This window comes from Sphingomonas sp. PAMC 26621, from assembly GCF_000251145.1.
In the GTDB taxonomy this organism is placed as follows: Bacteria; Pseudomonadota; Alphaproteobacteria; order Sphingomonadales; family Sphingomonadaceae; genus Sphingomonas.
The window spans coordinates 1-24,725 of record NZ_AIDW01000039.1 but is presented as its reverse complement, the minus strand read 5'-3'; the positions used below and the strand labels follow the sequence as shown (position 1 = coordinate 24,725).

Here is a 24,725-nt window from a genome sequence, read left to right as displayed (position 1 = left end):
AGCACGCGCGCGGACTTCAAATCAGATCAGGGTCGAAGGTGGTTCTAGTTCCGGGGCAGTCGAACGGCCCCGCAAGGCTGCGAAGATACCGATCTGCTCATCACGATCGGAGCGGGCCTCAACCCGAAGAACCATCGATGCGTCGGACAGCATCATCGGCCCGCCCGACGCCATCATGGCGATGCAGCCGGCCAAGCCGCACTTGCACGGCTTGTGGGATGCGTCCTTATCCATCGTCGACATGCAATCCGGCATGGACGCCATGTCGCTGGTTGCCATCGCTGCCATTTCCATCGCCCCTGCCGGGGCGGCAAGCGCCTGCGCAGGCTGCGGCGCCGCAAGCCCGATCATGACGCCGATCAGCAGCAGGAAGAGGGACAGACGCTTCACATGCACTTCCTGCGGGGCGCCTCTAAGTCTGTCAATCGACCAACTCTTCTTCGTAAGTTCCTCGATTTGGTTACACGAGCAAATGAAGTCCCCGCCCTGCCGCGGGGTTCGGGGGATCGACAGGGCGGGGGGAGCGCCTCTTATTGCGGGCGCTTGCCGTGCTTGCGAAGCCACGCCTGTAGCTCTGCAATATCCTTTTCCTGCTTGATGATCGTCATCTGCGCCATCTGCCGCGTCTCGGCATCCTTGGCGTCGCGCACCGCGACACGCGACATGGTGATCGCGCCGCGGTGATGCTCGATCATCTTGCGGGTCCACATTTCCGATGGGTCGCCCTGCTTCGCGGCCATCATCTTCTGGTGCATGTCCATCTCGGCCTGCCCGTAGGGATTGCGGGCCATCATCGTGGCCATGTCGTCGTGGTTCATGCCCTTCATCTGGCTATGATCCATGCCCTGCATCCCGCCCTGCTGCGCGAGCGCGGGGCTGGCGAGGATCGCAAAGGCTGCAAACATCGGTATCAAACGCATTCTCGATCTCCTCGGTGATTACTCAACCTTCTACGCGGCAAAGCATCGCATACCTCACGCCGTCAGTGGATCGGCTGTAGGGTGTTCACCCCGGCGCTCTCGTCGGTTTCGGGCGGGGGAGGGGGAACCTGCTTGTCGCGGTAAGAGGGTAGGTCCGGCGCGCCGTTCGGCATGGGGTGCGCTTCCAGCCGCGCAATCATCCGCTTCATGTCTGTGATTTCGCGAACCTGGGCATCGATGATCCCGTCGGCCAGTCGGCGAACCTCAGGGTCTTTGATATGCGCCCGCTCGCTCGTCATGATCGCGATCGAGTGGTGTGGGATCATCGCTTTCATGTACCTCACGTCGTCCACCGTCTCCTGGCTGCGGACCAGCCATAAGGCGAGCACGAAGACCACGGCGCTGCCGGCTAGAATCGCTAAATTGACGCTCCGGTTCTTATACATCGACCACATGAAGCCGAGCATGATGACGGCCATCGTCGCCCCCATGACAACGGCCATCCACGTCCGGGTCTGGCTATATTCGACGTGACTCTACGTGTAGGTGTTCAGATACATCAGCCCGAACATCACGACGGTCGAAGTCGCGATCATCGCGGCAAAACGACCGTAACCCGTTCCGCTACTTTTCTCGTGGTTGTCCATCTTCGTATTTCCCTATTTGCGCCCCCGCGTCTTTCATCGTCAGAACCACACCCGCACACCGGCCACGAAGCTGGTGGTGGTCGGATCTTTGCCCTCCGCGCGTGTGAAATCGGCGGTACGTCCGGTCTGTGCGACATAGGACACGCCGATATAGGGCGCGAACTGCCGCCTGATTTCGTAGCGTAGCCGGAGCCCCAGCTCGGCGTCGGTCAGCCCCGCGCCAAGCCGGTTTTCGGGCACGTCCTGCGCCGATAGATTGAACTCAACCCGCGGCTGAAGGATCAGTCGCTGCGTGATGCGCTGGTCGTAATACCCCTCGAGGCGACCGAGCAGATCACCCTTGGTCGACAGGAACAAAGCACCCTCGACTTCGAACATATAGGGCGAAAGACCCTCGAACCCGACGGTGGCATAAGTGCGGTTAGGTGACGGCTGGAAGTCGTGGCGGACGCCTGCCTGAAGGTTGAAGTACGGACCGACGGCTCGACTGTAGAGCGCCTGAACTTCGGCACTTTCGACACCCTCGCGTAACGCGCCCTCGCCCTCGCTCTTCAGCCACAAGCGATTGATGTCACCGCCGAACCAAGCCTCGCCATCCCAACGATATCCGTCGCGGCCTTGGCGTGCCTGATATTCGGCAAGATTGAACATGACCTGGTAGAAGGGCTGGCCGCCTTGCTCGAACATCATGTCGTGCCGCGCCTTCGCCATATCGGCCGGCGCGAACTGACGATCGGCGTAATGATCCATAGGCGGCGCGGGGGCCGGTGCGTTCCCGGCGGAAAGCGCCGTGCCGGTCTGCTCCATTCCGGGCATCGCCATCCCGACCATGCCCGGCATGGCCTGCATATCATGGCCGCTGTGCTGGTCGCCGGACATATTCATCCCCGGCATTGCCTGCTGAGCGCCCTGTGGAGCCGTTTGGCCGCTCGCGGGCATCTCCATTCCCGGCATGGATTGGGACGCGCCCTGCGCTGGCTGTGAGGCATCGCCGGGCATGGTCATGCCCGGCATCGCCGAATGGTCCATCCCTGCCATGCCGGCCATCGGGTCAGCCGTGGCTTTCGCTGGCGCCTTGCGCTTCGCGGCAACGGGCTTCGCCTTGGTGCGCTTGGCTGGCGCGGACGATTTGGCCGCAGGTTTCTTTTGGCCCGGCGTCGTCATGCCGGGCATGTTCATGCCCTGCATCGACTGCGCAGCGACCGGAGATGCGAGGGTGAGCATGGCGACCGACGCCAGCAGGGGAGCGAGGCGCGTCATGCGGCGTCTCCCCGCGGACGGACACTCACGGTTCGCATCATGCCGGCGTGCATGTGGTAGAGGAGATGGCAGTGGAACGCCCAATCGCCGACCGCATCGGCGGTAAAATCCCACGTCACCTTGCCGCCTGGCTGGACGATGACGGTGTGTTTGCGCGGCGCATGATCGCCGTGCCCCGTCACCAGTTCGAAAAAGTGGCCGTGGATATGGATCGGGTGCCCCATCATGCTGTCGTTGATGAGGTTGATCCGCACGCGCTCACCTTCGAGGAAGGGGATCGGCTCCATCATGTCGGACATCTTCACGCCGTCGAACGACCACATGAAGCGCTCCATGTTGCCGGTCAGGTGAATGTCGAGGCTGCGGCTGGGAGCCCTCACGTCCGGGTTCCGTGTCAACGCCATCAGGTCTCGGTAGACCAGCACCTTGTGGCCGACATTCTCAAGCCCCTGACCGGGGTCGCCGGTGCGATCCATCGGCATCGGCGAGATCGTCTGGACGCCCGGCCCCTTCTTGACCTGCGGGGCTTTTGAGAAATCGCGCATCTTCATGGACCCCATGTCCATGCCGTCCATGCCCTGCTCGCCGCCCATCGAACTATGGTCCATTCCAGCCATGCCGCCCGCGCTGCCGCCCGTCGCCATCGCACCGTGGTTCATCGCCGAATGATCCATCCCTGACATTGTGCCGCCTTGCGGCATTCCGCCCATTGCCATCGCGCCTGCTGCCATGCCGGCGCCGGGGGTGGTGAGACCGGCGGACGGGTTCTTTTCATTGGTCGGGTCGGGGCCGCGCATCCCGCCGCTCGACATATCCATGCCGCCCATCGACGACATATCCATGCCCATGTCCTTCATCGTCGCGAGCGGGCGAGGACGGAGCGCAGGCACTTCGGCCGCCATGCCGGGGCGCGGGGCGAGGGTGGCGCGCGCCAGGCCGGATCGGTCGATCGCCTCGCCGACAAGCGTGTAGGCGCGGTCGTCGATCGGGGTGACGATTGCGTCGTAGGTTTCGGCAACACCGATCTGGAACTCGTCCACCTCTACCGGCATGACATTTTGCCCGTCAGCCTGGACGATGCTGAGCTTGAGACCGGGAATGCGGACATTGAAGGTTGTCATCGACGATGCATTGATGACGCGCAGTCGCACGCGCTGCCCGGGCGTGAACAGCGCGGTCCAGTTGTCGCGCGGGCCGTGACCGTTGACGAGATAGGTATAGGCGGGGCCGGTCGCGTCGGAAATATCGGTGGGGTCCATCCGCATCTTGCCCCAATCCACGCGGTCCTTGAGCGGCTGGTCCTTGCCGGAAAGCAGGCCGGCGAGGGTCTGACGCTGATAGTTGAAGTGACCGGGGTCGACTTTCATGTCGCGGAAGATGGTAGCCGGGCTGAGCTGGCTGTGGTCGGACAGCACGATGACGTGTTCGCGGTCGGACTGCACCGGATCGGAGCCGGCAGGATCGATCACGATCGGCCCGTAATGCCCAAGCTGTTCCTGAAGCCCGGAATGGCTGTGATACCAATACGTGCCGTTCTGCCGGATCGGAAACTCGTAGAGGAAGCTCGAACGGGGCTTGATGCCGGGGAACGAGATGCCGGGTACCCCATCGAACTGCGGGGGAACGAGCAGTCCGTGCCAGTGGATCGAACTGTCCTCGTCGAGATCGTTGATGACGTTGAGACGAACGGTCTGCCCCTCGCGCAACCGGATCAGTGGCGCCGGCACGGTGCCGTTGATGCCGATCGCCTTGGACGCGCGGCCATCGATCATCATCGTCTGGCGCGCGATGCGGAGCGTAATGTCGTTGCCGTGTACGGTCGGCAGCGGCGTGATAATGCCTGCCGAATTGGTCTTCGCCCATGCCGGCATGTAGGCCGACAGCGCGAGTCCGCCGCCTGCAAGGGCGGCACCGCGTAGCATCTGGCGGCGGTCGATAATGCGGCTCATACGGTCCTCAAGGCTTTCGATCGGGGATGTCCCCCTAGCCTTGATACGCGGTGCGTCGTGCTACCCCTCAACGATCGCCTAATTGCTCGAGCAGCTTGGCACGCGCGCGATAAAGCCGCGTTTCCACAGCCTTCTCGCTGATCGACAACACCGCAGCGGTTTCCGCCTGGCTCAAGCCTTCGATAGTCCGCAACACCAGCGGCTCCTTCAAGGCAACGGGGAGGGCAGCGATGGCGCGCGTCACCCGGTCCAGCTCCTGCCGATCGCTGGCGGCGTCGTCGATCGGCACCTGATCGTCTGTAACCGCCTCGGCCTCGATGCCGACCGGGATCGCGAACGAGAGGAAGCGGCGCACGGTCCGCTTGCGTCCCCAATCACGGCATTTGTTGAGCGCGATGGTGGAAAGCCACGCCCGCATCGACCGATTGCCATCGTAACGTGGCATGGCCTGGTGCGCGGCGACGAAGGTCTCCTGCAACAGGTCCAGCGCCTCGTCGGGTTCACCGACGCAGGCGCGGACCATCCGGAAAATCGGTTGCCGATGGCGACGCATGATCTCGGCAAAGGCCTCTTCCCGCCCCGCGATGCTGAGCGTCGCAAGCTCGGCCTCGGTGAGCGAGGTCCAGTCGAGGCTCAACGCTGATCGTCGGTGAGCGCCTTCACCACCGCCTGGTCGAACTGCCCGGTCTGGTTGGGCCGGAGAAGCTGTCGCATGGCGAATATATGCGCGAGCGTCGCCTTCTGAAGTTCGCCCATGACGGCGTGGCTCCGATCGACTGCCGCGACAACGCGCGGTCCGTTGCCGTGTTCGACTTCGATAGCCTCCGCGAGACGGGCATTGTCGGCCCGCAACTCCAGCTCGAAGGCGCGGCGTTGGACCGCGAAGCGCTGTTCCAAGACTTGCAGGCGTGCCTGCTGGTCTGCGTCGAGCGCCAGCTTATGATGCAACACCTCGTGCAGCTCCGCGCCGGGCTGCACCCGCGAGGGGAGAAGTGCCCGCCCGATGAACACACCGCCGATCGCCGCGACAAAGCAGGCGATCACGCACAATATCAGCCGGACGCGACCGCTCATGGCGCGCCGGCGAGCAAGATCGACGGGGCGAGCGGCGACATTGGCCCAAGCGGTGAAAGCGCAGATACCGCGCCGGCCTCTCTGGCTGGAAAGCCCGCGCCAAATACGCCCATGACGAGCGCTACAGCGATCGTCACCGCGCCGATGCCCGCGCCGGCTCGCGCGGCTGGCCGCGCTGCGATGCGCGCAAGCACTCTGGCTTCCATTGCGTCGAGGCTGGCGGGCACGGGAGCGTGCGCCATCCTCGTCAACACTGCGTCGAGGTCATTCATGTCGTTCACTCCACCCCTCTAGCATAGGTTACGCATGCCGTAGCCCAATCCCTCAACACGACTTTTCGAGGGGTAGTCGAATGGGGCGCGTAACGAAGGATAGTCCCCATCACGAAGGAGCCATCCATGCGCCGCTTCCCTATCCTGATCGCCGCTGCCGCGACCCTCACGTTCGCCGGCACCGCCTACGCGCACCCCAAACTGCTGTCCGCGAGCCCGGCTGCGAATGCGACCGTTGCCAAGCCGGTGCATATCGAGTTGCATTTCAGCGAGAAGCTGATGCCCGCCTTTTCCAAGGCCGAACTGATTATGGCAGCGATGCCTGGCATGGCTGCGATGAAGATGCCCAGCGTAGCAAAGCTGGGGCCTGATGGCCGTTCGCTGATCATCACTCCGAACAGCTCGCTCCCGCGGGGCCGTTACAGCGTGGCATGGCAGGTTGTCTCGACAGACACGCACAAGGTCGCCGGAAGCTATGCCTTTGCGGTGAAGTGAGGCGATGACCGATTGGTCGCTGATCGGCATCCGCTTCGCGCTCTACCTGACGCTGGCGGCGCTGTTCGGCCTCGCTGCATTCGGCCTCTATGGGCTGCGAGCTGACGAGCGCGGTGATGCGCTCGCGCTGCGCGCATGGCTGGTCGGCAGCGCCGCCCTCGGCCTCTTATTCTCGGCCGCCTGGATCGTGCTGATGGCCTCCTCGATGGCGGGAACGCCAGCGTGGCCGATCGATGGCGAAGCGATCGGCGCGCTGCTCACCGGGTCTGCCATTGGGGCGGCCTGGAAGCTCCGCATGGTCGTGCTCGTTGTCGCCGGGGTGGCGGCAACGATGATTGCTCGCCACGGAATCTGGCTGTGTATCGTCGCGCTTTGTGGCGTCGTTGCGATCGGAACGCTGGCGTGGACCGGGCACGGTGCGATGGACGACGCCGCAATCGGCTGGGTTCACCTGGGTGCCGATATTCTGCACCTCGTCGCTTCGGCGACTTGGGTCGGGGCCTTGTTCGGGCTGATCCTTCTCGTCTCGCGGCCCGCTGCGCAGGTCGATGCAGCACACCTTGAACTGACGCACCGCGCACTGCACGGGTTCGGGATAGTCGGAACGATCATGGTCGCTACGATCGTCGTCACCGGCTTGATCAACGGCTGGATGTTGGTCGGTGTCGACCACCTCACGGACCTCGGCAAGTCGCTCTATGGTCGGCTCCTGCTTGCCAAGCTGGTGTTGTTTGCAGCCATGCTCGGTCTTGCCGCCCTCAACCGCTTTCGGTTGACTCCGACTTTCGAGCGATCGATCGCCGGTGCCGATCATCGCAGGGCTCTGGGTACGTTGCGCGCGAGCCTCGTAATTGAAACCGGGGGCATCGTCGTCATCCTGGGGCTTGTCGCCTTGCTGGGGACGCTCGCTCCTCCTGCATCGGCGATGTGATGATCGGCCGGGCGGTCCTCGTGACTCCCGGCTTCCTGCTCTGATGGATCAATCGGCGTACCACTGCCGTTTGTTTCCAAGGGCAACCGACCCCGGCCGCGTAGAGTCTAGGTAGGCGGGCTTGACCTTAACACGATGTCAGACCCCACATGCCCTCGGGTAGAAGGAGTCTCACGCCATGAACGACCCTCATTCACATTTGCCTCAAGCCAGCGGGTGCGGCTGTTCCGGGCAGAGTACCACTAAGCCTGCGGCCGCGACTGTCTCTCCCGCGCCAGCGGCCTGCTGCTCGGGTGGAGCGGCTGAGGGCCCTGCCGAGACGGCCAAAAACGACGAGCATCACCCTGAGGCTGGAGGTTGCTGCGCTGGCGGCAAGGTCTCTGAAGGCGCAGCGACGGTTACGGACCCGGTGTGCGGGATGACGGTCGATCCGGCGAAAACGGCGCATCATGCCGAGCACGCCGGCCAAACCTACCATTTTTGCAGCGCCGGTTGCCGGACCAAATTCGTCGCCAACCCTGACGCCTATCTCGGCGACAAGCCGAAGCCTGCGCCAACGGCGACGCCGGGGGCTATCTGGACGTGTCCCATGCACCCGCAAATCCGTCAGGAGGGACCGGGAACGTGTCCGATTTGCGGCATGGCGCTCGAACCGGAAGAACCGTCGCTCGATGATGGGCCTAATCCCGAGCTGGTCGATTTCACGCGTCGGCTGTGGGTGGCGGGCGTGCTCGCCGTGCCGCTGCTGGCGATCTCGATGGTCGCAGAAATGCTCGGCATCCATGTCGTCAGTCCTGCCGCTTCCCCTTGGGTACAGCTCGCGCTCAGCGCCCCGATCGTACTGTGGGCGGGCTGGCCGTTTTTTCAGCGGGGATGGACGTCGCTTCGCACCCGCCATCTCAATATGTTCACGCTGATCTCGATCGGGGTCGGTGCAGCCTTCCTATACAGCCTGGTCGCGACGGTCGCGCCCGGCATCTTTCCGCCGACCTTCCGCATGCACCGCGGCGTGGTCCCGGTCTATTACGAGGCGGCCGGAGTGGTGGTAGCCTTGGTGCTGCTCGGACAGGTCCTCGAACTGCGTGCCAGAGCGGCAACAGGACGCGCGATCCGCGCCCTCATGGACCTTGCCCCCAAGACAGCGCACCGACTGCGCGCAGATGGGTCCGAGGAGGAAGTCAGCCTTGCCGACGTGGCAGCCGGTGATCGGCTACGCGTTCGTCCCGGGGATGCAATCCCGGTTGACGGCGTGGTGGTCGAGGGACGCTCCTCGGTCGATGAATCCATGCTCACCGGCGAGCCTGCCCCTGTCCTCAAGGAGGTCGAGGCGGCCGTCACGGGTGGAACGGTCAACGGCACGGGCAGCCTCGTCATGGAAGCCCGCGCGGTCGGGTCGGATACGATGCTGGCGCGGATCGTCCGCATGGTCGCGGACGCGCAGCGCAGCCGTGCCCCGATCCAGGCTGTTGCCGATCAGGTGTCTGGCTGGTTCGTGCCGTTGGTCGTGCTGGTTTCTATCGCGACGTTCGTAGTCTGGTCGCTGGTCGGTCCTGAGCCGCGCATGGGCCACGCCATGCTCAATGCCATTGCCGTGCTCGTCATCGCCTGCCCCTGCGCGCTGGGTCTCGCTACGCCCATGTCGATCATGGTCGGGACGGGCCGCGGGGCTCAGGCCGGCGTTCTGGTGAAGAACGCGGAAGCGCTACAGGGTCTAGAGAAAGTTGACACACTGGTCATCGACAAGACGGGCACGCTCACGGAAGGCAAGCCCAAGCTCATCGCGGTCCAGACGATCGGCTCGGTCGTGGAGAACGACATGCTAGCGCTTGCTGCAGCCGTCGAAGGGCAATCCGAACACCCGCTCGCGCACGCGATCGTTGTTGCCGCCAAGGATCGAGAATTGCAGCTCGGCACGGTTACAGACTTCGCCTCGCAAACCGGCCTAGGGGTCAGCGCCAAGGTCAATGGCCGCTCGGTCGTGATCGGGAACGCCGCGCAAATGAGTCGGATTGGCGCTGATCCCAAGGCGCTCGATGCCGATGCCGATCGTCATCGCGCCGACGGTGCAGGCGTAATCCTGGTGGCGATCGATGGCGCTCTTGCCGGCTTGCTTGCGGTCGCCGATCCGGTGCGCGCCAACGCCGGAGAGGCGATTGCCGCACTCCGCCAGCAGGGGCTTCGCGTCATCATGCTGACCGGTGACAATCAGACGACCGCCGATGCGGTCGGCCGCGCTGTCGGCGGACTCGACGACGTGCGCGCCGGTCTGCGCCCGGAAGACAAGGCGCGTATCATCGGCGAGCTGAAGGTGAGCGGTGCCAAGGTCGCGATGGCCGGCGACGGAATCAACGATGCGCCCGCTCTGGCGGCTGCTGATGTGGGCCTCGCGATGGGCACGGGAACAGACGTAGCGATCGAAAGCGCCGGCATAACGCTCACGCGCGGCGATCTGTCGGCGATCGTGCGTGCCCGCAAGCTCGCACACGCGACGATGCGGAATATCCGTCAGAACCTGTTCTTCTCGTTCCTGTTCAACGGGATCGGCGTGCCCGTCGCGGCCGGGGTGCTCTACCCCGTGGCTGGCATTCTGCTCTCGCCGATGCTGGCTGGCGCGGCGATGGCGCTCTCGTCCCTCACCGTAGTCCTCAACGCGCTGCGGTTGAACACGGTGAAGCTATGAACATTGGGGCGGCATCGGATGCAAGCGGCGTCTCGCAGCGCATGATCCGCCATTACGAGAAGATTGGCCTTGTGCCCGCGCCGCCCCGGCGTGGAAGCTACCGCGACTATGCCGCCCCCGACGTTCATCGCCTTCGCTTCATTGCCAACGCGCGTGATCTGGGATTTCCGATCGAGGAGATCAGGACGCTGCTCGGGCTTTGGTCCGATCGCGCGCGGTCCAGCGCGGAGGTGAAGGCGCTGGCGGAAGCACGTGCTGCCGAGCTGGGCCGTAAGGCTCAAGCGCTGGAAGCTATGCAATGCTCGCTCATCCACCTCGCCCAAGCCTGCCACGGGGATGATCGGCCTGACTGTCCGATTATCGATCGCTTAGCAGGATAGGTGACGCGAAGAAGCCCCGACTACCCTCTGCACGTTGCCACGACGCTTTGGGAGTCGATCGCTTGCGGTGCGCGACAAGCTCATTGAGCGTCGCTTCGTCCACGGTCGCGATGCTGGGGTCATAGACCAACCGGCCTGCGACTGCCCGGCCCAATTCGGAACCGGTGTCGTCGGGACGGTCATGCCGGGTCCCCTTTATACTCAACCCTAACATCACCGGGCTCGATCGCGAGCCGGCTCTGGGGAGATCGTTGCAAAGCGCCCGCTGTAGGTCCTCGCGCTTACCACGCTTGGTCGTCGCCCTAACGTAAGCGGGCCGCCGAGCGTCGCGCCGCAACGCCCGTCACAGCGTAAGCGCGAGGCCGTCAGCCAGACCCGCCCGACACGTCGGGCGCAGCTTTCGGATCGGGATCCTGCGCCTTGCCGGTCGCGGCGACCGGAAGCTTGGCGCTCATACCGGTCAGATACGCGACGATTGCCGGCACGTCGGCCTCGGCGACCGGCGCTTTGTAGACCTCGCGCATCTTGGTGACCTCTGCCTTCCACTGGTCGGCCGACAAGGGCGGCTGGTTGAGCGCCATGCTCGCCGAGTGGCAGGCCGTGCAATTCGCGTTGATGACGTCGGCATGCGGACCTTCGGGATATTGCGCATCATCGCTCGGCAGGTCGACCGTGGTGGAGGCGAGCGAGAAACCGCCCGCCGATACGCTGGAAGGCGGCGGCGCGCTCGGCGCGGGTGGGGGCGGCGCAACGCGCGTGTTCGGGGTGCCGATTGCGAACAGCATCACTGTCGCCATGCCGACGAGACCGATCGCCAGCGCGCCAAAGGATGGGGTCTTCATGTTCTGTCCTCAGCCGACGACGATGTTGGTTGTTTCGATGTTGCCACGCATAAACCCGCCCGGGTTCCAGATCGGCGTCATCGGCTGGGCGACGCCTGCGGTGTTCCAGCATCGCGACATCAGCTTGGTCGGGCCGGCATGGGCCAGCGGCACCTGCGCATCCCAGCGGCGGAAGCTATATTTGCCGTGATCGGGGCCGAGCGTCGTCTTGTACCAGGTCCGGCCATTGTCGGTCGATACATCGACCTTGGCGACACCGCAGTCGCCACCCATCGCGATGCCGCCGAGGGGGATCGACTGCTCGAACGCGATCAGCTGCCCCTCGTCGAGGCTGGTGACCCAGCTGCGCGGGATCATCTTATTGATCGGCACTGTCGGGAAATCCTTCGCGCCGGGGGCAACGTTGGCGTCGGGTGTCGCGGGGATCTTGTAAGCCTTGGCCATCCAATAGCCGTCGTCCGGCGCGCTCAGTACTTCGATCTCGTTCAGCATCTTGACCCAATAGGTCGAATACCAGCCGGGGACGATCAACCGGACCGGAAAGCCATTGAGCAGCGGCATCTGAGAGCCGTTCATCCCAAAGGCGAGCATGACTTCACCGTCGCGCGCATGGTCGACGCTGAGCGACTTCGCTAAGTCGGGTCCGCCCGCAACTACTGGCTGGTCAAGTGCGCCGAACCGAACCGCAGTTGCGCCCGGCTTGACGCCGGCGATATCGAGGACATCGCGCAAACGTACGCCGAGCCACTTCGCATTCCCCATCGCGCCGTGGCGCCACTGCGCGCCCGCTACCGGCGGCTGGAACAAGGCGCGCGAATTGCCCGAGCATTGATTGACCGCGGCCAGTTCGACGCGCGGCAACCGGAGAAGCTGTGCGAGCGAGATCGATAAAGGACGCGTGACCGCGCCGTGTACCTTAATGCGGAATGCCTCGACATCGATTGCGGTTGGAATGTCGGCCCAGTGCCAGCGGACAAAGAACTGGTCGTTCGGCGTGAACACATCGCCGTTGAACACGGTCATCGGCGTCTCAAGCAGCGGCGGATGGATGCGCTGCAGGATCATGTTTCCCTTGCCCGGAAACGCACTCGTCATCGGGCGCGAGGAGGGGCCGCCGGGCAAGTGCAGATCCACCATGCTTTGCGCCAGCGTAGGCGCCGCGACGAGCGCACCGCTGCCGATCGCGGCTTCGGCCAGAAAGCGTCTGCGGCTCGTCGGCTGGGCCAAGGTCTTTTCGAAGCCGTTCACCGGCGGTCTCCTGTAAAATCGATACGCTTATGGCGGAGGTCGCGTCCCGGGTCTGCCCGGCCAGGGTTGATCGGATCGATCCGTTCGATCCGGACCTATGATCAATTGGGCGTGGCGATACACGGCGATACGAACAGATTGCCGCGCCAGCCGCCCGCGACCGTTTTCGCGCCCACCAGCAGCCACATTGACGCCAGCGCGATCGTCAGAACGGTGCCGAAAATGCCGAAGAAGCCGAGGTGCAGCGTCGTGCCCAGCTTGAAGGTCGCGACCGTGTAGACGCCCAGCGGAAAGGTATAGCCCCACCAGCCGAGATTGAACGGCACGCCTGCACGCCAGTAACGGATCGTGATCAGCGTCGCGAGCGCCAGCCACCACAGGCCGAAGCCCCACAGCAGCAACCCCGCGATCGTGCCGATCCCTTGCGCGACGAGACCGATGTCGCCGAGGCCATTGGCAGCCAGGATGGCAGGCGCATCGCTGCCAAGCACCAGCATGCCCAGCGCGCCGGTCCCGATTGGCCCGAGCGCGAGCCAGCTCGACGCCGCCATGCTCTCGTGCGGCAGCTTGTGGAGCGCCATGCGCAGGATCAGGATCGCGAGGATGCCGAACGCCACTGGGTCCGAATAGGCCCACAGCACGTAGGAGGTCGTCAGCACGACGAACTGCGCGTGCGCACTCGCCAGATGCGGCGCCAGCAGACCGCCGCTGGCGCCCGCCACTTCGGCGGCGACCACCGGTAGCAGCCACACCGCCGTCATCCCATCGAGCGTATGTTCGTGGCGCGTGAACATTAGGTAGGGAATCGCCACGCCGCAGGCGAGCGACATCGCGACGTCGATCCACCACAGGGTTTCCGCGATCGGGATCACGCCTACGCCGAAGCGCGGCAGGCCAAACGCTAAAAAGCCGTTGATGATCGTCGCAAGGCCCATCGGGATTGTGCCGATGAACATGGACACGGTATTGTGTCCGAAGATGCGTCGCGCCTCGTGGCCAAACAGGATCCAACGCGCGGCGTAGAGCCCGGCGAACAGCGTGAAGAGTGCAATATTGAAATACCACAACGCCTCGCCAACCGGATGAAGCGATGCGCCGATGCCGGGCACCTGCGGCAGGGCCAGCGCGAGGATGCCGGTGCCCATCGTCGCGGCGAACCAGTTCGGGGTGAGCTGCCGGATCATCTCGCGCGGGTGATCGAGCCGGCTGAGCGGCTTCAAACCGTCGAGCATGGGTTTCAGGTCGGCGGTCACTTGCCAGTCTCCTTAATAAGGTCGGTGAGCGCGTCCGCCGCGCGCGTGCGATAACGTTCCTTGTGGCGTAACGCGTGGAATGGTCGCTCGGGCAGGTCGAGCGGCAACGCTTGGAGGTCTCCGGCCGCGACCGCCCGTGCGACGACCAGCGCCGACAGCACGGCGACGCCGGCGCCGGCTTCCACCGCAGTCCGTACCGCTTCGTTCGATGGCATCGTCATCACGATGCCGAGCGCCGCGGGATCGATACCGCGTCGGCGCAGCGTCTCCTCGAAGGTCGAGCGTGTCCCGGATCCATGCTCGCGCACGATCCACTGTGCGGCGCGCAGCCAATCGTCGTCAATGTGGGGGACCGGTGCTCCGCCGACCAGCAGCATCCGGTCGTGGGCGACCGTCCATTGCGCCAGCGCCGGTTCGTCGACCGCCCCCTCGACAAAGCCGAGCTCGGCCGCACCATCCCGGACGCGCGCGGCGGCGCCTTCGCTATTGTCGATGGCAAGGTCTACCGCGATCTCAGGGAAACGGGCGTGGAACGTCGCCAGCCGGAGCGGCAGCCAATAGCTCGCGATCGTCTGGCTTGCGACCAGCCGCAGAGTCCCGCGCTTCAACCCGCCATATTCGGCGAGCGCCAGCTCGGCGTGTGCGGCGCGGCCGAGCACGGCGCGCGCCTCGTCGAGAAACATGCGGCCCGCTTCGGTCAGTTCGATCCCGCGACCGACCCGGTTGAACAACGGTACGCCGTGGCGCGCCTCCAGCGCGGCGATTGCGGCACTTGCTGCGGACTGGGTGACGTTCACCGCCTCGGCCGCGCGCGTCATATGCTCGCGTTCGGCCACGGCGACGAAGATGCGAAGTTGTTCGAGCGTCACTGCCTGTCTCCTTGCAAAAGGAGATAGGTCAGCCTCATCGATCAGACCAACGCATTGTTACTGTCGATCTAATCTGATTCTGCGATTGATCAGGAATCGGTGCCTCGACCATCGTCGCGATGCGTTGGACGGCGACGATTCCAGCGTGCAGGGATGGGCGAAACGGGAGAACAGCGTGACGATCAAGCCGGCCATCTTCGTAGCGGCGGCGCTCGCGGTTTCGACCGCAGCGTTTGCGCAAACCGACGGCTTTGCAGCGGCGATGGATATGGCGATGGCGCGCATGCACGGCGCGATGATGACCGGCTATTCCGGCGATCCCGATCGCGATTTTGCGAAGATGATGATTCCTCACCATCAGGGCGCGATCGACATGGCCGAGATCGAGCTACGCTATGGCAAGGACGAGCGACTGCGCCGCCTCGCCCAAGGTATCATCGTCGAACAGCGCCAGGAAATCGCGGTGATGCAGGGCATCCTATCCGACAGCGCGGCGTTACCCTCACGAAACGATCCGGCTCCGGCCCGAATCCAGCAGCATATCCACGGAGACCATTGATGAAGCGATCGTCGCTGAGCGTCCTCGCCGCCCTCTCGCTAGCAGCCCCGGCCGCCGCGCAGCAGGTCCCCAATGCCACGCCCGATATCGCCATCAGCGCGCAGGACCGATTCTACACCTCGGACCAGTTCTCCAACACGGTGTCGGTGATCGATCCGTCGACCAACGCGCTGCTCGGCGTCATCAAGCTCGGCGACCAGACGCCTGCCAATCTGAGCCCGCTCTACAAGGGGCAGTTGCTCGTCCATGGCATGGGTTTCTCGCCCGATCGCAAGACGCTAGCGGTCATCTCGATCGGTTCGAACTCGGTGACCTTCATCGATACTGCGACCAACGCCGTGAAGCACACGAGGCGTTCTTCCGCCCCGATGGCCGTGAAGTCTGGGTGGCGATCCGCGGCGAGGACTATATTCAGGTGCTCGACGGCAAGACGTTCGAGCCAACGACGCGCATTGCCGTGCCCAATGGTCCGGGCATGACGATCTTCTCGCCGAGCGGGAAATACGGGTACGTGTGCTCGAGCTTCTCCCCCGAGACGGTCGTCATCGACACCGCCAGCAAGACAATCGTCGGCCGCGTGAAGCAGGACAGCCCATTCTGCCCCGACATCGCCGCGACCCCGGACGGCAAGCAGGTCTGGCTGACGCTCAAGGATGTCGGCAAGACGATGGTGTTTGATGCAAAGCCTCCCTTCGCTGTGCTCAAGACGATCGATACCGGCCCGATCACCAACCACGTCAACATCGTCCGCAATACCCATGGGCAGTTCGCCTATGTGACGGTCGGCACCGAGAACATCGTCAAGGTGTTCCGGACCGATACCTTCCAGCAGGTCGCGGCGATCCCGGTCGGTGCGCTCCCGCACGGACTGTGGCCGTCGGGCGACGGGACGCGTATCTATGTCGGGCTGGAGAATGCTGATGCGGTCGCCGCGATCGACACGCTGACCAACGCTGTCATCGCCACGATTTCGATTGGCCAAGGACCTCAGGGCGTTGCTTATGTACCGGGCGCGGTGCCGAGCGGCAACGGCAAGATGAACCTCGTGCCGCTCGCCCAAGCCGGCCTGAAGGCGCAGCTGACTCTGCAGGGCACCGGGCAGAGCCAGGTGACGCTGTTCGATCAGGGGCAAGTGCAGATCCTGCAAGCCGCGGTGGCGGGGCTGAGCCCGAAAACGCCCTATGTCCTGGGCCTGTCGAACCGCGCCGATGGCGGCGGCCCGATCCAGCCGCTGGCAAAGTTCATGACTAACCCGGCGGGTAGCGCGATCGTCAACGCGGTCGGCCCGCTGCGCCAGGTAGTGAGCGAGGCGAAAGGCGACATGCGCCGCTATCTCGTCATCGCGCCAGGCGACCCGATGGCGGTCGGCGGAGCGGTACAGGTCCAAAAGTAACTGCACCGCGCTGCTTCCCGTATCGTTTCCCGCAACGGCGCGTTGAGGGGCGAACGGAGTAGATCATGACCGCACTCGCTCGCGCCGAACAGAACCTCATCGTACGCTGTCCCGATCCGCTGAATGCGGAATCGAGACCGGAAAGATTGGTCGCCTCGTTCCTGACACCACAGGAACACTTCTACATCCGCAGTCACGGGCCGACCCCGCAGCTGTCGGAAGATCACCGTATCGTGATCGACGGTATGGTGGATCGCCCCGGATCGTTCAGCGTGGCGGAGTTGCAGGCGGAATTGCCAGTGCGAACCGTCGTTGCAACGATGCAATGCGCAGGAAATCGGCGCGCGCATCTTCAGGATGTGGCAAAAACCTCAGGTGATCCGTGGGACCTCGGTGCGATTGGCAATGCCGAATGGACCGGTGTGTCGCTCGCCGACGTCCTCGCTGCCGCGGGCGTCAGCAAAGGTGCGACATTCGTTGCAACGACCGGTGCCGACGAGGTCGACGTCGATGGCGAAAAGGCGCAATTCGGCGCGTCGATCTCGCTCGTTAAAGCGACCAGCCCGGACGTGCTGCTCGCTTGGGCCATGAACGGCGAGCCCCTCTTGCCCGAGCATGGCGCCCCGCTGCGGCTCGTCGTCCCTGGCTATGCCGGCGTACGCAGTCCCAAATGGCTGACGCGAATTGAAGTGCGGGATCGCCCCTCTGACGCCCCAATCCAGGCAAAGGACTACAAGCTGTTTCCTGCCGACGTCGCGAAGGACGATGCCGACTGGAACGAGGGAATGACTATCGAGGAAATGCCCGTGAATGCGGCAATCTGCCAGCCGGCCGATGGCGCTCGGCTCGATGCCGGTCGTTGTGTGGTCAAAGGCTATGCGATCGCAGCCGGCCGCACGATCTCGCGTGTCGAGATATCGACAAATGGCGGGATCGATTGGACTCAGGCAGATATTGATGCCTCCTCTGAGACACCGTGGAGTTGGTCACAGTGGCATGCCGTCGTTGACCTTGCGCCCGGCCCGAACGTTCTTGTCGTCCGGGCCGTCGACGGAACTGGACAGATGCAGCCCGAACGGCCCGACACAATTTGGAATTTCGCCGGCTATCTGTCGACCGCGTGGCATAGGGTAGTCGTAGCCGTCGTCTAACGCGACCTTCCCGCAAGGCGCCGCCTGTTCTCCCAGAGATGAAAATTCCACTCTGCGAGGCTGAATACGTTTGAAGGGTCTCCTGGTCAGAAACTTTAGAACTGAATGTCGCGAACCGGGCGCGCGGTGTGTCACCAGCCCGACCGGCGGGAATTGGGGACAAAGCGGTCGCTTAAGTCGGCGGGCGCGAACGGCGAAATCGAATAGAAGCAGACGCTCGCAGCGTCGGTCTCCAACTGCAAACGCTCGGATGTGGCCGCCTCGGGAACGCCCTTAGGGTAGGTGCAATCGGTCCGGTTTTCCGCTTTCCCCATCTGTAAACGCTCACGCTTTCTGGCGGCGTTCTGATCGCGCTATTTGTCGTCGGTGCCTCGCCGCGCAGTAAGCACGAATTTCTGGGTTCGGTGGTTTTGCGACGGGCCGCTTATGGGAACCATCACATCGAAATCTGACCTTACCCGATACAAAGGTCGCCAGCCACTCCGCGCACATCACGATCGTTCCGAACCTGATCGCGCGCATCCATTACCGGTAGGCTGTTCAGTTAATGATCAGTGCCGAAATACGACCCAATGCGGACAGGCACCCGTCACCAATTCTTCAAGCCGCGGGTGCCAAATCGTCCTGACTTTCGTTAAACACTTCCAGGCCTTTAGGCCGAACGAGCGATTCATCTCCCGCAAGATGCGCCAGCAGGTAGGCCACAGCCTGGGCCATTTCGAGTGCGCTGTAGGGCTTGGGCATAGATCCAACTGCCACGGTTTGGGCAGAGTGTGCCCGACTGACCTGACCGCTGATGAGCAGAACTGGGATGCCGAGCAATTTCAGCTGCTTTGCCAGCTCAATGCCATCGTCCCGGCCGCTTAGCTGGATATTGACGAGTGCAAGATCCGGCGAGCTCTCACGGGCAACGGCTACGCCTCTGCGTATCGATCGGTGAGGTCCATAACTTGATAGCCGGCACCTTCCAGCTCATCGCGGAGAGTAATGGCAACGAGGGCCTCGTCTTCGACGATCATCAGTTTTTTTCGCTGTCCATCTGTGTCCGACGAACCTTTCACCAAAACGATTTGGCGATGCTCGATCGAGATGACAGTTCCGGGCATCCCTGGCCCGGTATTGACCGTAGCCTGAAGCTGCCTGGCCAAAGCCTTAACTATGTTCGTGCCAAGACCCGTCCGGATTACAGAAGGGTCAGACGGCATACCGACCCCATCGTCGTTTACGGTCAGCGACCAGTTCGGGCCATGGGCTTGATATCCGATCTCGATTTGACCCTCTCGGCCATTTGGAAAAGCATATTTAAGGGCGTTGGTGACCAACTCGGTGACAATAAGGCCGAGACTGACCGAAACGCGAGACGGAACCGAGCCACTACCGGTGACTACCAGCGCAATCCTTTGTCGGTCACCAATCATTGCAGTGGCCATGCTGTCGCAGAGAGAAGTAAAATAGATTTCCAGATCGACGGCTTGATCAGCGTCCTCGGAAGTCGAAAGCTGTCGCTCGATCGTTGCCACCGACATTACGCGATTGTGAGCGGCTGTAAGGCTGGCTCTAGCCTCTGCGGATTTGGTTCGCCCGGCATTTTGCAACAAGACCGCGGCAACGATTTGGAGGCTGTTAGCAACGCGATGACGCACTTCTCGAAGAAGGACGCTCAGTTTATCGATGACGTCCTCCTTCGCGCGTTCATTCGCGCGTGCATCTGTGACATCGGCAACCGCGACCAGTAAGCGCGGCTGGCTGAGATCCTCGTAGGCAAGGAGCCGGGCGTGAACACAGAGGTAGCGAGCCTCGACCTCGGGCCGCTCAAGCTCCGCCTCGAAGGCACTGGCTTGAGGAGTGCCGTCAGCAATGCCGCTTAAAAAAGCGCGAAGCTTGGGAAGGTCCCATTCTCCGGCACCTAGATCAAACAACGACGATCCCAGCGCGGTGGCTGAAACGATTTGAAAAGCTTCGCAGAAAGACTCGCTCGCTCCCGCGACGCGCAATTCGGCATCAAGCAAAAGAAGAGGCGTCGGCGACGAACCGATGACCGCCATTGTCAGGCTCAATGCTGGATCGTTGATATCAACTGGGGGCCGGGTAGCCATAGCTTACCCCTTTTTTTTAAAACCGGAGGCTCGCGGAGCGAAAGCCCTAGACCGGATAGATGCGCACTTTTGAACAGAACCTCGCCTATTGAAGATTGCTCATTGCCAACCGTACCGCAGAAAGAACTGCCTCGTTGCTGAACGGCTTCACGATAAGCGGATAATCGGGCATCCGCTTTTTCACCTCCGTCGGCGTAGCCGTGATGAAAATCACCGGGATAGCGCCACGGCTGCATATCACGTTGACGGCGTCGATTCCACTTCCGGGGCGCAACTGACCGTCGGCAGTGATCAGAGCAGGACGTCGAAGCGCGGCTACTCTGACGGCTTCCTCTTCCGACCACGCAATGTCGAACGAGGTGAAACCATAGGAAGTCAGGACTCCCTCGATTGTCATAGCGATGAGTGCTTCGTCTTCAATTATAAGAGCATGCACCGTGATTCTCCTCCGAGCGGGAGCACAATGTCTCTCAATCGCCCGAGCTCAAATGCGTAGCAGGCGATTAGGATTAACGGTCTCGGACGAACATGGTTGCGCTCATAGCGCTATTCGCTTTCAGCCATGGCGGCTAGACACATAGTCAGCACCGGCGACCTCGCCCCGGGCGGTTGCCTTTCCGAGAGCGCGTGCGAGCTCGTCGATCGAGTAGGGCTTCTGCAGCAACTCAAATCCGTGCGTTCCCGATGTTGCGAGCACGCTACTGTATCCGCTGGTAAGGACTACCGGAAGGTGGGGATAAATGCGGCGCAGTTCCTGACCCAGTTCGATGCCGGACATGCCGGGCATGACGACATCCGAGAACACGACATCATACGCACCACCCGAGTCCGCAAGAGCCTCGATCGCCTGGCGCGCGTCTGCGGCCAGATGCGTGCGATATCCAAGCTCGCGTAGAGCCTCAGTGGCAAAGCTGCCGACCTCCTCGTTGTCCTCGACAATCAGAACGCAGGCGTCGTGTCGGGGCGCCGAGCCATAAGTATGCTCGAGCACGTCCTTATTGCCAGTGTCCGCCGATCTGGGCAGATATAGGGTAAACGTCGTGCCTTCCCCCGCCCGGCTCGCGACCGCGATCTCGCCACCAGACTGCTTGGTGAAACCAAACACCTGACTAAGGCCGAGGCCGGTTCCCTGACCGACGCCCTTAGTGGTGTAGAACGGCTCGAAGATGTGGTCGATCTGCTCGGGCGGAACTCCCGTTCCAGTGTCGGTGATAGAGACCGCCACGAAGTCTCCACTGACGGCATCGTGGGCACGCACCGCAGGAATCATGCTCACGCACGTTACCGCGATGCTAAGCCGGCCCTCGCCGTTCATGGCATCCCGCGCGTTGATCGCCATGTTGACGATGGCCGTGTCCAGCTGGCCCGGATCGGCATTGACCAGACAGGGCTCCTCCGGAGCTTCCAACTTAATCGCGATCCGGGCCCCAGTCAGCGTCGCGAGCATCTCCTTCAGATTGACGATGTTGTTGCGGACGTCGAAGACCATTGGTTTGAGCGTCTGCCGCCGGGCGAATGCCAAGAGCTGGCTGGTGAGCTTTGCGGCACGATCGGCCGTGTCGGCGATTGCGTCAATGTAGCGCGTGCGCTTCTCCTCCGTCAGGTCGGATCGTCGCAGCAGATCCACCGTGCCACGGATAACCGTCAGCAGATTGTTGAAGTCGTGCGCCACGCCACCGGTAAGCTGCCCGACCGCCTCCACCTTTTGTGACTGTCGCAGCTGATCCTCCGCGTGATGAAGCGCCAGCTGCGCCTCCCGGGCGGCGCTCATATCCCGCCCCGTTGCATAGATCATCCCAAGGTCCTGATCGGGCGCCGACACCCAGGATATCTGACGATACGACCCGTCCTTATGCCGGTAGCGGTTCTCGAAGACGGGTAAAGGTCCAGTCGAGGCGTCGCGGAGTGCCCGCTCCGTCAGCAGCACGTCATCAGGATGGACAAGGCTATCAACCTGCTGACCTACTAGCTCGTCCGGCAAATAGCCGAGTAGCGCGGTCCACGCCGGATTGACCTCGCGGAAAACACCTTCGAAGTCGAGCATGACCAGCAGGTCCGGGGACGCTTCCCAAAGCTGGTTACGCTCCGCGGTCCGCCGGGACACGTCGGTCGCCAGTTTCTCGTTGAGCCGCCGCAACTGGTCCTCGAGACGGGCGCGCTCCTCATCAGCGTAACGCTGTTCCGTGCGATCACGCAAAACCTTCACATAGCCGATCGCACAGGCCGAATTATCTCGCAGCACGGTGAGCTCGCCACTGGCCCAGAACTGCTCCCCGTCTTTGCGCCGGTGCCAACGCTCGTCCTTGCCGTGTCCGGTCGCCAGCGCTTCTCGCATCTCCTTCTCGACCTGACCATTCGCCACATCTTTTTCAGTAAAGAAGCGATGCAGAGACTCGCCGAGCATCTCCTCCCGGTTCCAGCCCAAAACGCGCCGCGCACCCTCATTCCAGTGAGTGACACGTCCCTCCGGGTCTGTAGCGACGATAGCGTAGTCTATCGCGCTATCGACCACGGCGCGGTGATGCGCATTGCTCCACCGAAGCTCCGCGACTTCGCTCTGCAACTCTGCTACCATTTCCGGCCAACCTGTTGTCACTTCCGCGTCGGCAGTAGAGCTCAAAACTTGCGAGACGGGTGCCCGGGGGCGCATTGATCAACTCCAACTAAGCACTGCTTAGTTGTTATCTGATCGGTATATAGTTCGATGTCAATCCGAGGAGGACCGATGGCAGCTGTTGAGAAAAACTATCATCATGGCGACTTGCGCAGCGCCTTGCTCGAAGCGGCCCTTGCGACCGTCGAGACAGAGGGAGTTGCCGCGCTTTCCTTCCGTCAGCTCGCCCGCATCGCGAATGTCAGTCCGGGCGCGCCCTACCATCACTTTCGTGACAAGAATGCACTGCTCGCGTCCCTCGCAAAACGCGGATTTGAAGCGCTCCACGCCGAGCTGGAGAAGTCTTGCTCCGCAGGCAGTGATCCCGCGCAATGCCTACGTGCGCTCGTCGACTCCTACCTACGGTTCGCGCGAACGTCACCCAAGCTCTACAATCTGCTTTTCCTCCCAGAAGTGGCCCGAGAGGATAACATTGACCTGATTGAACCGGACGCGATGATCTGTTTCGATAGACTGAAAGCTGCGTTAGGCCGTCTGGATACGATTGCCGGTGAGGCTGAACTGCATGAGCGCGCCTTGACCGTCTGGAGTCTGCTCCACGGACTGGTTTCGCTACTAGAGGCTGGGCCACTCTCCCGAAGCATGTCAGCACATGCGGGCGCCGATCTCGCGGCTCGATCCGCAATGAAGCTGGCACTCGCGTGAAAGTCCGTTTACGCAGATGACGTAAGATTTTCACACGGTAGCTTCGAATAAGCATTGAAACGGCATCCAGTCTGTTTTCATCACAACCGCTGGAAGATACGTAAGGGTGTTGCTTTTTAAGAGTAAATGATCGGTGCAAATCGGCACTTAATTCAATCTTGAATTTGCGGGTTCACAACTACCCAGTCCGACAATCAACGGGTAGCGCTATCATGCCGCTCTACAATTCAGTAATATTTCGATCAGACATTCTAAAAATCAACGCTATAAGCAAGTAGGTTCGTAGCGCGGTGTATGAGGACGTAAACGTCGTTGTTAAACAGTCGCAAGACGTCACGTTATTGTTGGCGCGGTTGCAGAGATGGAACAGAAATCGAGCGGGGAACGCACCAGGCAGTGCTAACGGCCCGTCAATAAAGTAAGCGGGGGCGGCGGGTGCACGCTAACCTGACGCCGCCCAATCGGGAAATGGCTGTCAAGCTCCTCGCGTCCGGCGACCGGCCGCAGGACGTGACGGACGCCATTGGCGAATTTACACGGGTGGAGATATAGCGAGAGCGGCGGCAGCAAAAGCAGGCGCGAGGGTAAACCCCGCTTACGTCGCGTCAGCAACAGTTCGTGCACATTGATCGACACGCATCAAAGATTTGATGAACGGATTACCGCATAGGCGACGCCTAAGCCTACCCCTGCCAACAATGTGAAGTTGCAAGGATCAAATTTCGGATCGCGGTTGATGATGCGTTCGTCAGAGAGGATAGAAGCAATCCTTTGCCGGTGATAGGCGTAAGTCGAATGGTGATTAAGGGAATCGATCGGACCCATTGGCTGGGCCTGCGCATGGTGTTGGCGATCGCCGGCGCTCTGCTGCTGCCGTTGTCGATATACATCCTTGTTACCGTAAGTGCGGACTACCGGGACGCCCGACGCGCAACGGAACGTGCGACGCTGACACGATCACAAAATGTAGCGAACGAGGTCGCCTCAAGACTCAAGCTAGTTGTTCAAGAGATGCGGATTCTAGCAACGATCCGCTCCATTCAAGAGGGTAACTGGCGGGAAGCGCAGTCCCGTTCGCGAGACATTGCCCAACTCGACCCCGATTGGCGCGACGTCACCCTGATCGATCTACAGCGCGGGGTCAGCCTTTTCGATTTACACGCGCCCGTTCCGCAGGAGAAGGCCATCGACATGATCACCGCGCGGAAGATCGCGCGCCTCAGTGCTCATCATCCGATGGTTGGCGAGGAAATTCAGCTTAGGGTCAGGACCCATTGATCTGAGCGGCTCGATCTGATTCAGGCTCCGTGAGGAGACCGAGGATGAGCGACCTGTACTGGCTGACCGACGAGCAGATGGCGCGGCTCGAGCCGTATTTTCCCAAGAG

At 62.4% G+C, this 24,725-nt stretch carries 24 protein-coding genes and 1 pseudogene; 10 read left to right on the top strand and 15 right to left on the bottom strand.

The genetic code is table 11. The annotated features are described in order from the left end of the window. Nucleotides 1–21: 21 nt before the first annotated feature. The 8 genes and pseudogenes from RI03_RS18920 to RI03_RS18885 form a co-directional block, all read right to left on the bottom strand. Nucleotides 22–390, bottom strand: a complete 369-nt coding sequence (locus RI03_RS18920; protein WP_010219231.1) for a hypothetical protein — start codon at nucleotides 388–390, stop codon at nucleotides 22–24. A gap of 140 nt (nucleotides 391–530) precedes the next feature. Further along, nucleotides 531–905, bottom strand: a complete 375-nt coding sequence (locus RI03_RS18915; protein ID WP_010219230.1) for a DUF305 domain-containing protein — start codon at nucleotides 903–905, stop codon at nucleotides 531–533. A 77-nt stretch (nucleotides 906–982) separates the two neighbouring features. Beyond that, nucleotides 983–1,516 (bottom strand): annotated as a pseudogene (locus RI03_RS18910) (DUF305 domain-containing protein). A gap of 90 nt (nucleotides 1,517–1,606) precedes the next feature. Further along, nucleotides 1,607–2,827 carry a copper resistance protein B gene (locus tag RI03_RS18905; protein WP_010219226.1) on the bottom strand — a complete coding sequence of 407 codons (1,221 nt, stop codon included), beginning with the start codon at nucleotides 2,825–2,827 and terminating at the stop codon, nucleotides 1,607–1,609. Beyond that, on the bottom strand, nucleotides 2,824–4,776 hold the full coding sequence (locus tag RI03_RS18900) for a copper resistance system multicopper oxidase (protein ID WP_010219225.1): 1,953 nt from the start codon (nucleotides 4,774–4,776) through the stop codon (nucleotides 2,824–2,826). Before RI03_RS18900 ends, RI03_RS18905 begins: the two co-directional genes overlap by 4 nt. Nucleotides 4,777–4,843: 67 nt before the next feature. Continuing rightward, entirely contained in the window at nucleotides 4,844–5,413 is a 570-nt protein-coding gene (locus RI03_RS18895) for an RNA polymerase sigma factor (RefSeq protein ID WP_010219224.1), read from the bottom strand. Then, a complete protein-coding gene (locus RI03_RS18890; protein ID WP_010219223.1) occupies nucleotides 5,410–5,850 on the bottom strand; it encodes a periplasmic heavy metal sensor in 441 nt (146 codons plus the stop codon). Before RI03_RS18890 ends, RI03_RS18895 begins: the two co-directional genes overlap by 4 nt. Next, entirely contained in the window at nucleotides 5,847–6,122 is a 276-nt protein-coding gene (locus RI03_RS18885) for a hypothetical protein (protein ID WP_010219222.1), read from the bottom strand. Before RI03_RS18885 ends, RI03_RS18890 begins: the two co-directional genes overlap by 4 nt. Nucleotides 6,123–6,248: 126 nt before the next feature. On the opposite strand from RI03_RS18885, the gene copC reads away from it, so the two are divergent. The 4 genes from copC (at nucleotide 6,249) to RI03_RS18865 (ending at nucleotide 10,608) form a co-directional block, all read left to right on the top strand. Next, nucleotides 6,249–6,617 (top strand): copper homeostasis periplasmic binding protein CopC, encoded by a 369-nt coding sequence (gene copC, locus RI03_RS18880; protein WP_010219221.1) that lies wholly within the window; start codon nucleotides 6,249–6,251, stop codon nucleotides 6,615–6,617. A 4-nt stretch (nucleotides 6,618–6,621) separates the two neighbouring features. Beyond that, nucleotides 6,622–7,548: a copper homeostasis membrane protein CopD gene (copD, locus tag RI03_RS18875; RefSeq protein ID WP_010219219.1), complete on the top strand. Its 927-nt coding sequence runs from the start codon at nucleotides 6,622–6,624 to the stop codon at nucleotides 7,546–7,548. 409 nt (nucleotides 7,549–7,957) lie between these two features. Next, complete coding sequence (locus RI03_RS18870) at nucleotides 7,958–10,228, top strand: heavy metal translocating P-type ATPase (protein WP_081504272.1); 2,271 nt, start codon at nucleotides 7,958–7,960, stop codon at nucleotides 10,226–10,228. Beyond that, complete coding sequence (locus RI03_RS18865; protein WP_010219216.1) at nucleotides 10,225–10,608, top strand: MerR family DNA-binding protein; 384 nt, start codon at nucleotides 10,225–10,227, stop codon at nucleotides 10,606–10,608. Before RI03_RS18870 ends, RI03_RS18865 begins: the two co-directional genes overlap by 4 nt. Before the next feature lie 365 nt (nucleotides 10,609–10,973). On the opposite strand, the gene RI03_RS18860 is transcribed toward RI03_RS18865, so the two are convergent. The 4 genes from RI03_RS18860 to RI03_RS18845 form a co-directional block, all read right to left on the bottom strand. Further along, the gene (locus RI03_RS18860) at nucleotides 10,974–11,450 is read right to left on the bottom strand and encodes a hypothetical protein (protein ID WP_010219214.1); all 477 of its coding nucleotides are present in this window, start codon (nucleotides 11,448–11,450) and stop codon (nucleotides 10,974–10,976) included. A gap of 9 nt (nucleotides 11,451–11,459) precedes the next feature. After that, nucleotides 11,460–12,698, bottom strand: a complete 1,239-nt coding sequence (locus RI03_RS18855; protein ID WP_010219212.1) for a molybdopterin-dependent oxidoreductase — start codon at nucleotides 12,696–12,698, stop codon at nucleotides 11,460–11,462. 101 nt (nucleotides 12,699–12,799) lie between these two features. Next, nucleotides 12,800–13,951: a TDT family transporter gene (locus RI03_RS18850; protein WP_010219210.1), complete on the bottom strand. Its 1,152-nt coding sequence runs from the start codon at nucleotides 13,949–13,951 to the stop codon at nucleotides 12,800–12,802. After that, on the bottom strand, nucleotides 13,948–14,820 hold the full coding sequence (locus RI03_RS18845; RefSeq protein ID WP_010219208.1) for a LysR family transcriptional regulator: 873 nt from the start codon (nucleotides 14,818–14,820) through the stop codon (nucleotides 13,948–13,950). The genes RI03_RS18850 and RI03_RS18845 overlap by 4 nt, the downstream gene beginning before the upstream one ends. Before the next feature lie 175 nt (nucleotides 14,821–14,995). Here RI03_RS18845 and copM point away from each other — a divergent pair, with 175 nt between their 5' ends. From copM to RI03_RS18830, 4 genes are all read left to right on the top strand, one after another. Next, complete coding sequence (gene copM / locus RI03_RS18840; protein WP_238542453.1) at nucleotides 14,996–15,379, top strand: CopM family metallochaperone; 384 nt, start codon at nucleotides 14,996–14,998, stop codon at nucleotides 15,377–15,379. After that, nucleotides 15,379–15,858, top strand: coding sequence for a YncE family protein (locus RI03_RS24805; RefSeq protein WP_238542452.1), 480 nt, complete (start codon nucleotides 15,379–15,381; stop codon nucleotides 15,856–15,858). The genes copM and RI03_RS24805 overlap by 1 nt, the downstream gene beginning before the upstream one ends. Continuing rightward, the gene (locus tag RI03_RS18835) at nucleotides 15,765–16,772 is read left to right on the top strand and encodes a YncE family protein (protein WP_238542451.1); all 1,008 of its coding nucleotides are present in this window, start codon (nucleotides 15,765–15,767) and stop codon (nucleotides 16,770–16,772) included. Before RI03_RS24805 ends, RI03_RS18835 begins: the two co-directional genes overlap by 94 nt. A gap of 65 nt (nucleotides 16,773–16,837) precedes the next feature. Then, the gene (locus RI03_RS18830) at nucleotides 16,838–17,923 is read left to right on the top strand and encodes a sulfite oxidase (RefSeq protein ID WP_026046869.1); all 1,086 of its coding nucleotides are present in this window, start codon (nucleotides 16,838–16,840) and stop codon (nucleotides 17,921–17,923) included. 914 nt (nucleotides 17,924–18,837) lie between these two features. On the opposite strand, the gene RI03_RS18815 is transcribed toward RI03_RS18830, so the two are convergent. From RI03_RS18815 to RI03_RS18805, 3 genes are all read right to left on the bottom strand, one after another. Then, nucleotides 18,838–20,019, bottom strand: a complete 1,182-nt coding sequence (locus RI03_RS18815; protein ID WP_081504271.1) for a histidine kinase dimerization/phosphoacceptor domain -containing protein — start codon at nucleotides 20,017–20,019, stop codon at nucleotides 18,838–18,840. A gap of 85 nt (nucleotides 20,020–20,104) precedes the next feature. After that, nucleotides 20,105–20,455 carry a response regulator gene (locus RI03_RS18810; RefSeq protein ID WP_037515640.1) on the bottom strand — a complete coding sequence of 117 codons (351 nt, stop codon included), beginning with the start codon at nucleotides 20,453–20,455 and terminating at the stop codon, nucleotides 20,105–20,107. 120 nt (nucleotides 20,456–20,575) lie between these two features. Then, nucleotides 20,576–22,594 (bottom strand): hybrid sensor histidine kinase/response regulator, encoded by a 2,019-nt coding sequence (locus tag RI03_RS18805; protein WP_010219202.1) that lies wholly within the window; start codon nucleotides 22,592–22,594, stop codon nucleotides 20,576–20,578. A gap of 150 nt (nucleotides 22,595–22,744) precedes the next feature. Here RI03_RS18805 and RI03_RS22380 point away from each other — a divergent pair, with 150 nt between their 5' ends. Then, on the top strand, nucleotides 22,745–23,338 hold the full coding sequence (locus tag RI03_RS22380; protein ID WP_010219201.1) for a TetR/AcrR family transcriptional regulator: 594 nt from the start codon (nucleotides 22,745–22,747) through the stop codon (nucleotides 23,336–23,338). A 795-nt stretch (nucleotides 23,339–24,133) separates the two neighbouring features. Continuing rightward, complete coding sequence (locus RI03_RS18795; protein ID WP_010219200.1) at nucleotides 24,134–24,616, top strand: hypothetical protein; 483 nt, start codon at nucleotides 24,134–24,136, stop codon at nucleotides 24,614–24,616. Nucleotides 24,617–24,725: the final 109 nt, after the last annotated feature.

Coding starts and splice junctions, on each gene's coding strand:
- RI03_RS18915 (WP_010219230.1), bottom strand. CDS start 905: ATGTTTGCAGCCTTTGCGATCCTCGCCAGCCCCGCGCTCGCGCAGCAG.
- RI03_RS18905 (WP_010219226.1), bottom strand. CDS start 2,827: ATGACGCGCCTCGCTCCCCTGCTGGCGTCGGTCGCCATGCTCACCCTC.
- RI03_RS18900 (WP_010219225.1), bottom strand. CDS start 4,776: ATGAGCCGCATTATCGACCGCCGCCAGATGCTACGCGGTGCCGCCCTT.
- RI03_RS18890 (WP_010219223.1), bottom strand. CDS start 5,850: ATGAGCGGTCGCGTCCGGCTGATATTGTGCGTGATCGCCTGCTTTGTC.
- RI03_RS18885 (WP_010219222.1), bottom strand. CDS start 6,122: ATGAATGACCTCGACGCAGTGTTGACGAGGATGGCGCACGCTCCCGTG.
- copC (WP_010219221.1), top strand. CDS start 6,249: ATGCGCCGCTTCCCTATCCTGATCGCCGCTGCCGCGACCCTCACGTTC.
- copD (WP_010219219.1), top strand. CDS start 6,622: ATGACCGATTGGTCGCTGATCGGCATCCGCTTCGCGCTCTACCTGACG.
- RI03_RS18865 (WP_010219216.1), top strand. CDS start 10,225: ATGAACATTGGGGCGGCATCGGATGCAAGCGGCGTCTCGCAGCGCATG.
- RI03_RS18860 (WP_010219214.1), bottom strand. CDS start 11,450: ATGAAGACCCCATCCTTTGGCGCGCTGGCGATCGGTCTCGTCGGCATG.
- RI03_RS24805 (WP_238542452.1), top strand. CDS start 15,379: ATGAAGCGATCGTCGCTGAGCGTCCTCGCCGCCCTCTCGCTAGCAGCC.
- RI03_RS18830 (WP_026046869.1), top strand. CDS start 16,838: ATGACCGCACTCGCTCGCGCCGAACAGAACCTCATCGTACGCTGTCCC.
- RI03_RS18815 (WP_081504271.1), bottom strand. CDS start 20,019: ATGGCTACCCGGCCCCCAGTTGATATCAACGATCCAGCATTGAGCCTG.
- RI03_RS18805 (WP_010219202.1), bottom strand. CDS start 22,594: ATGGTAGCAGAGTTGCAGAGCGAAGTCGCGGAGCTTCGGTGGAGCAAT.
- RI03_RS22380 (WP_010219201.1), top strand. CDS start 22,745: ATGGCAGCTGTTGAGAAAAACTATCATCATGGCGACTTGCGCAGCGCC.
- RI03_RS18795 (WP_010219200.1), top strand. CDS start 24,134: ATGGTGATTAAGGGAATCGATCGGACCCATTGGCTGGGCCTGCGCATG.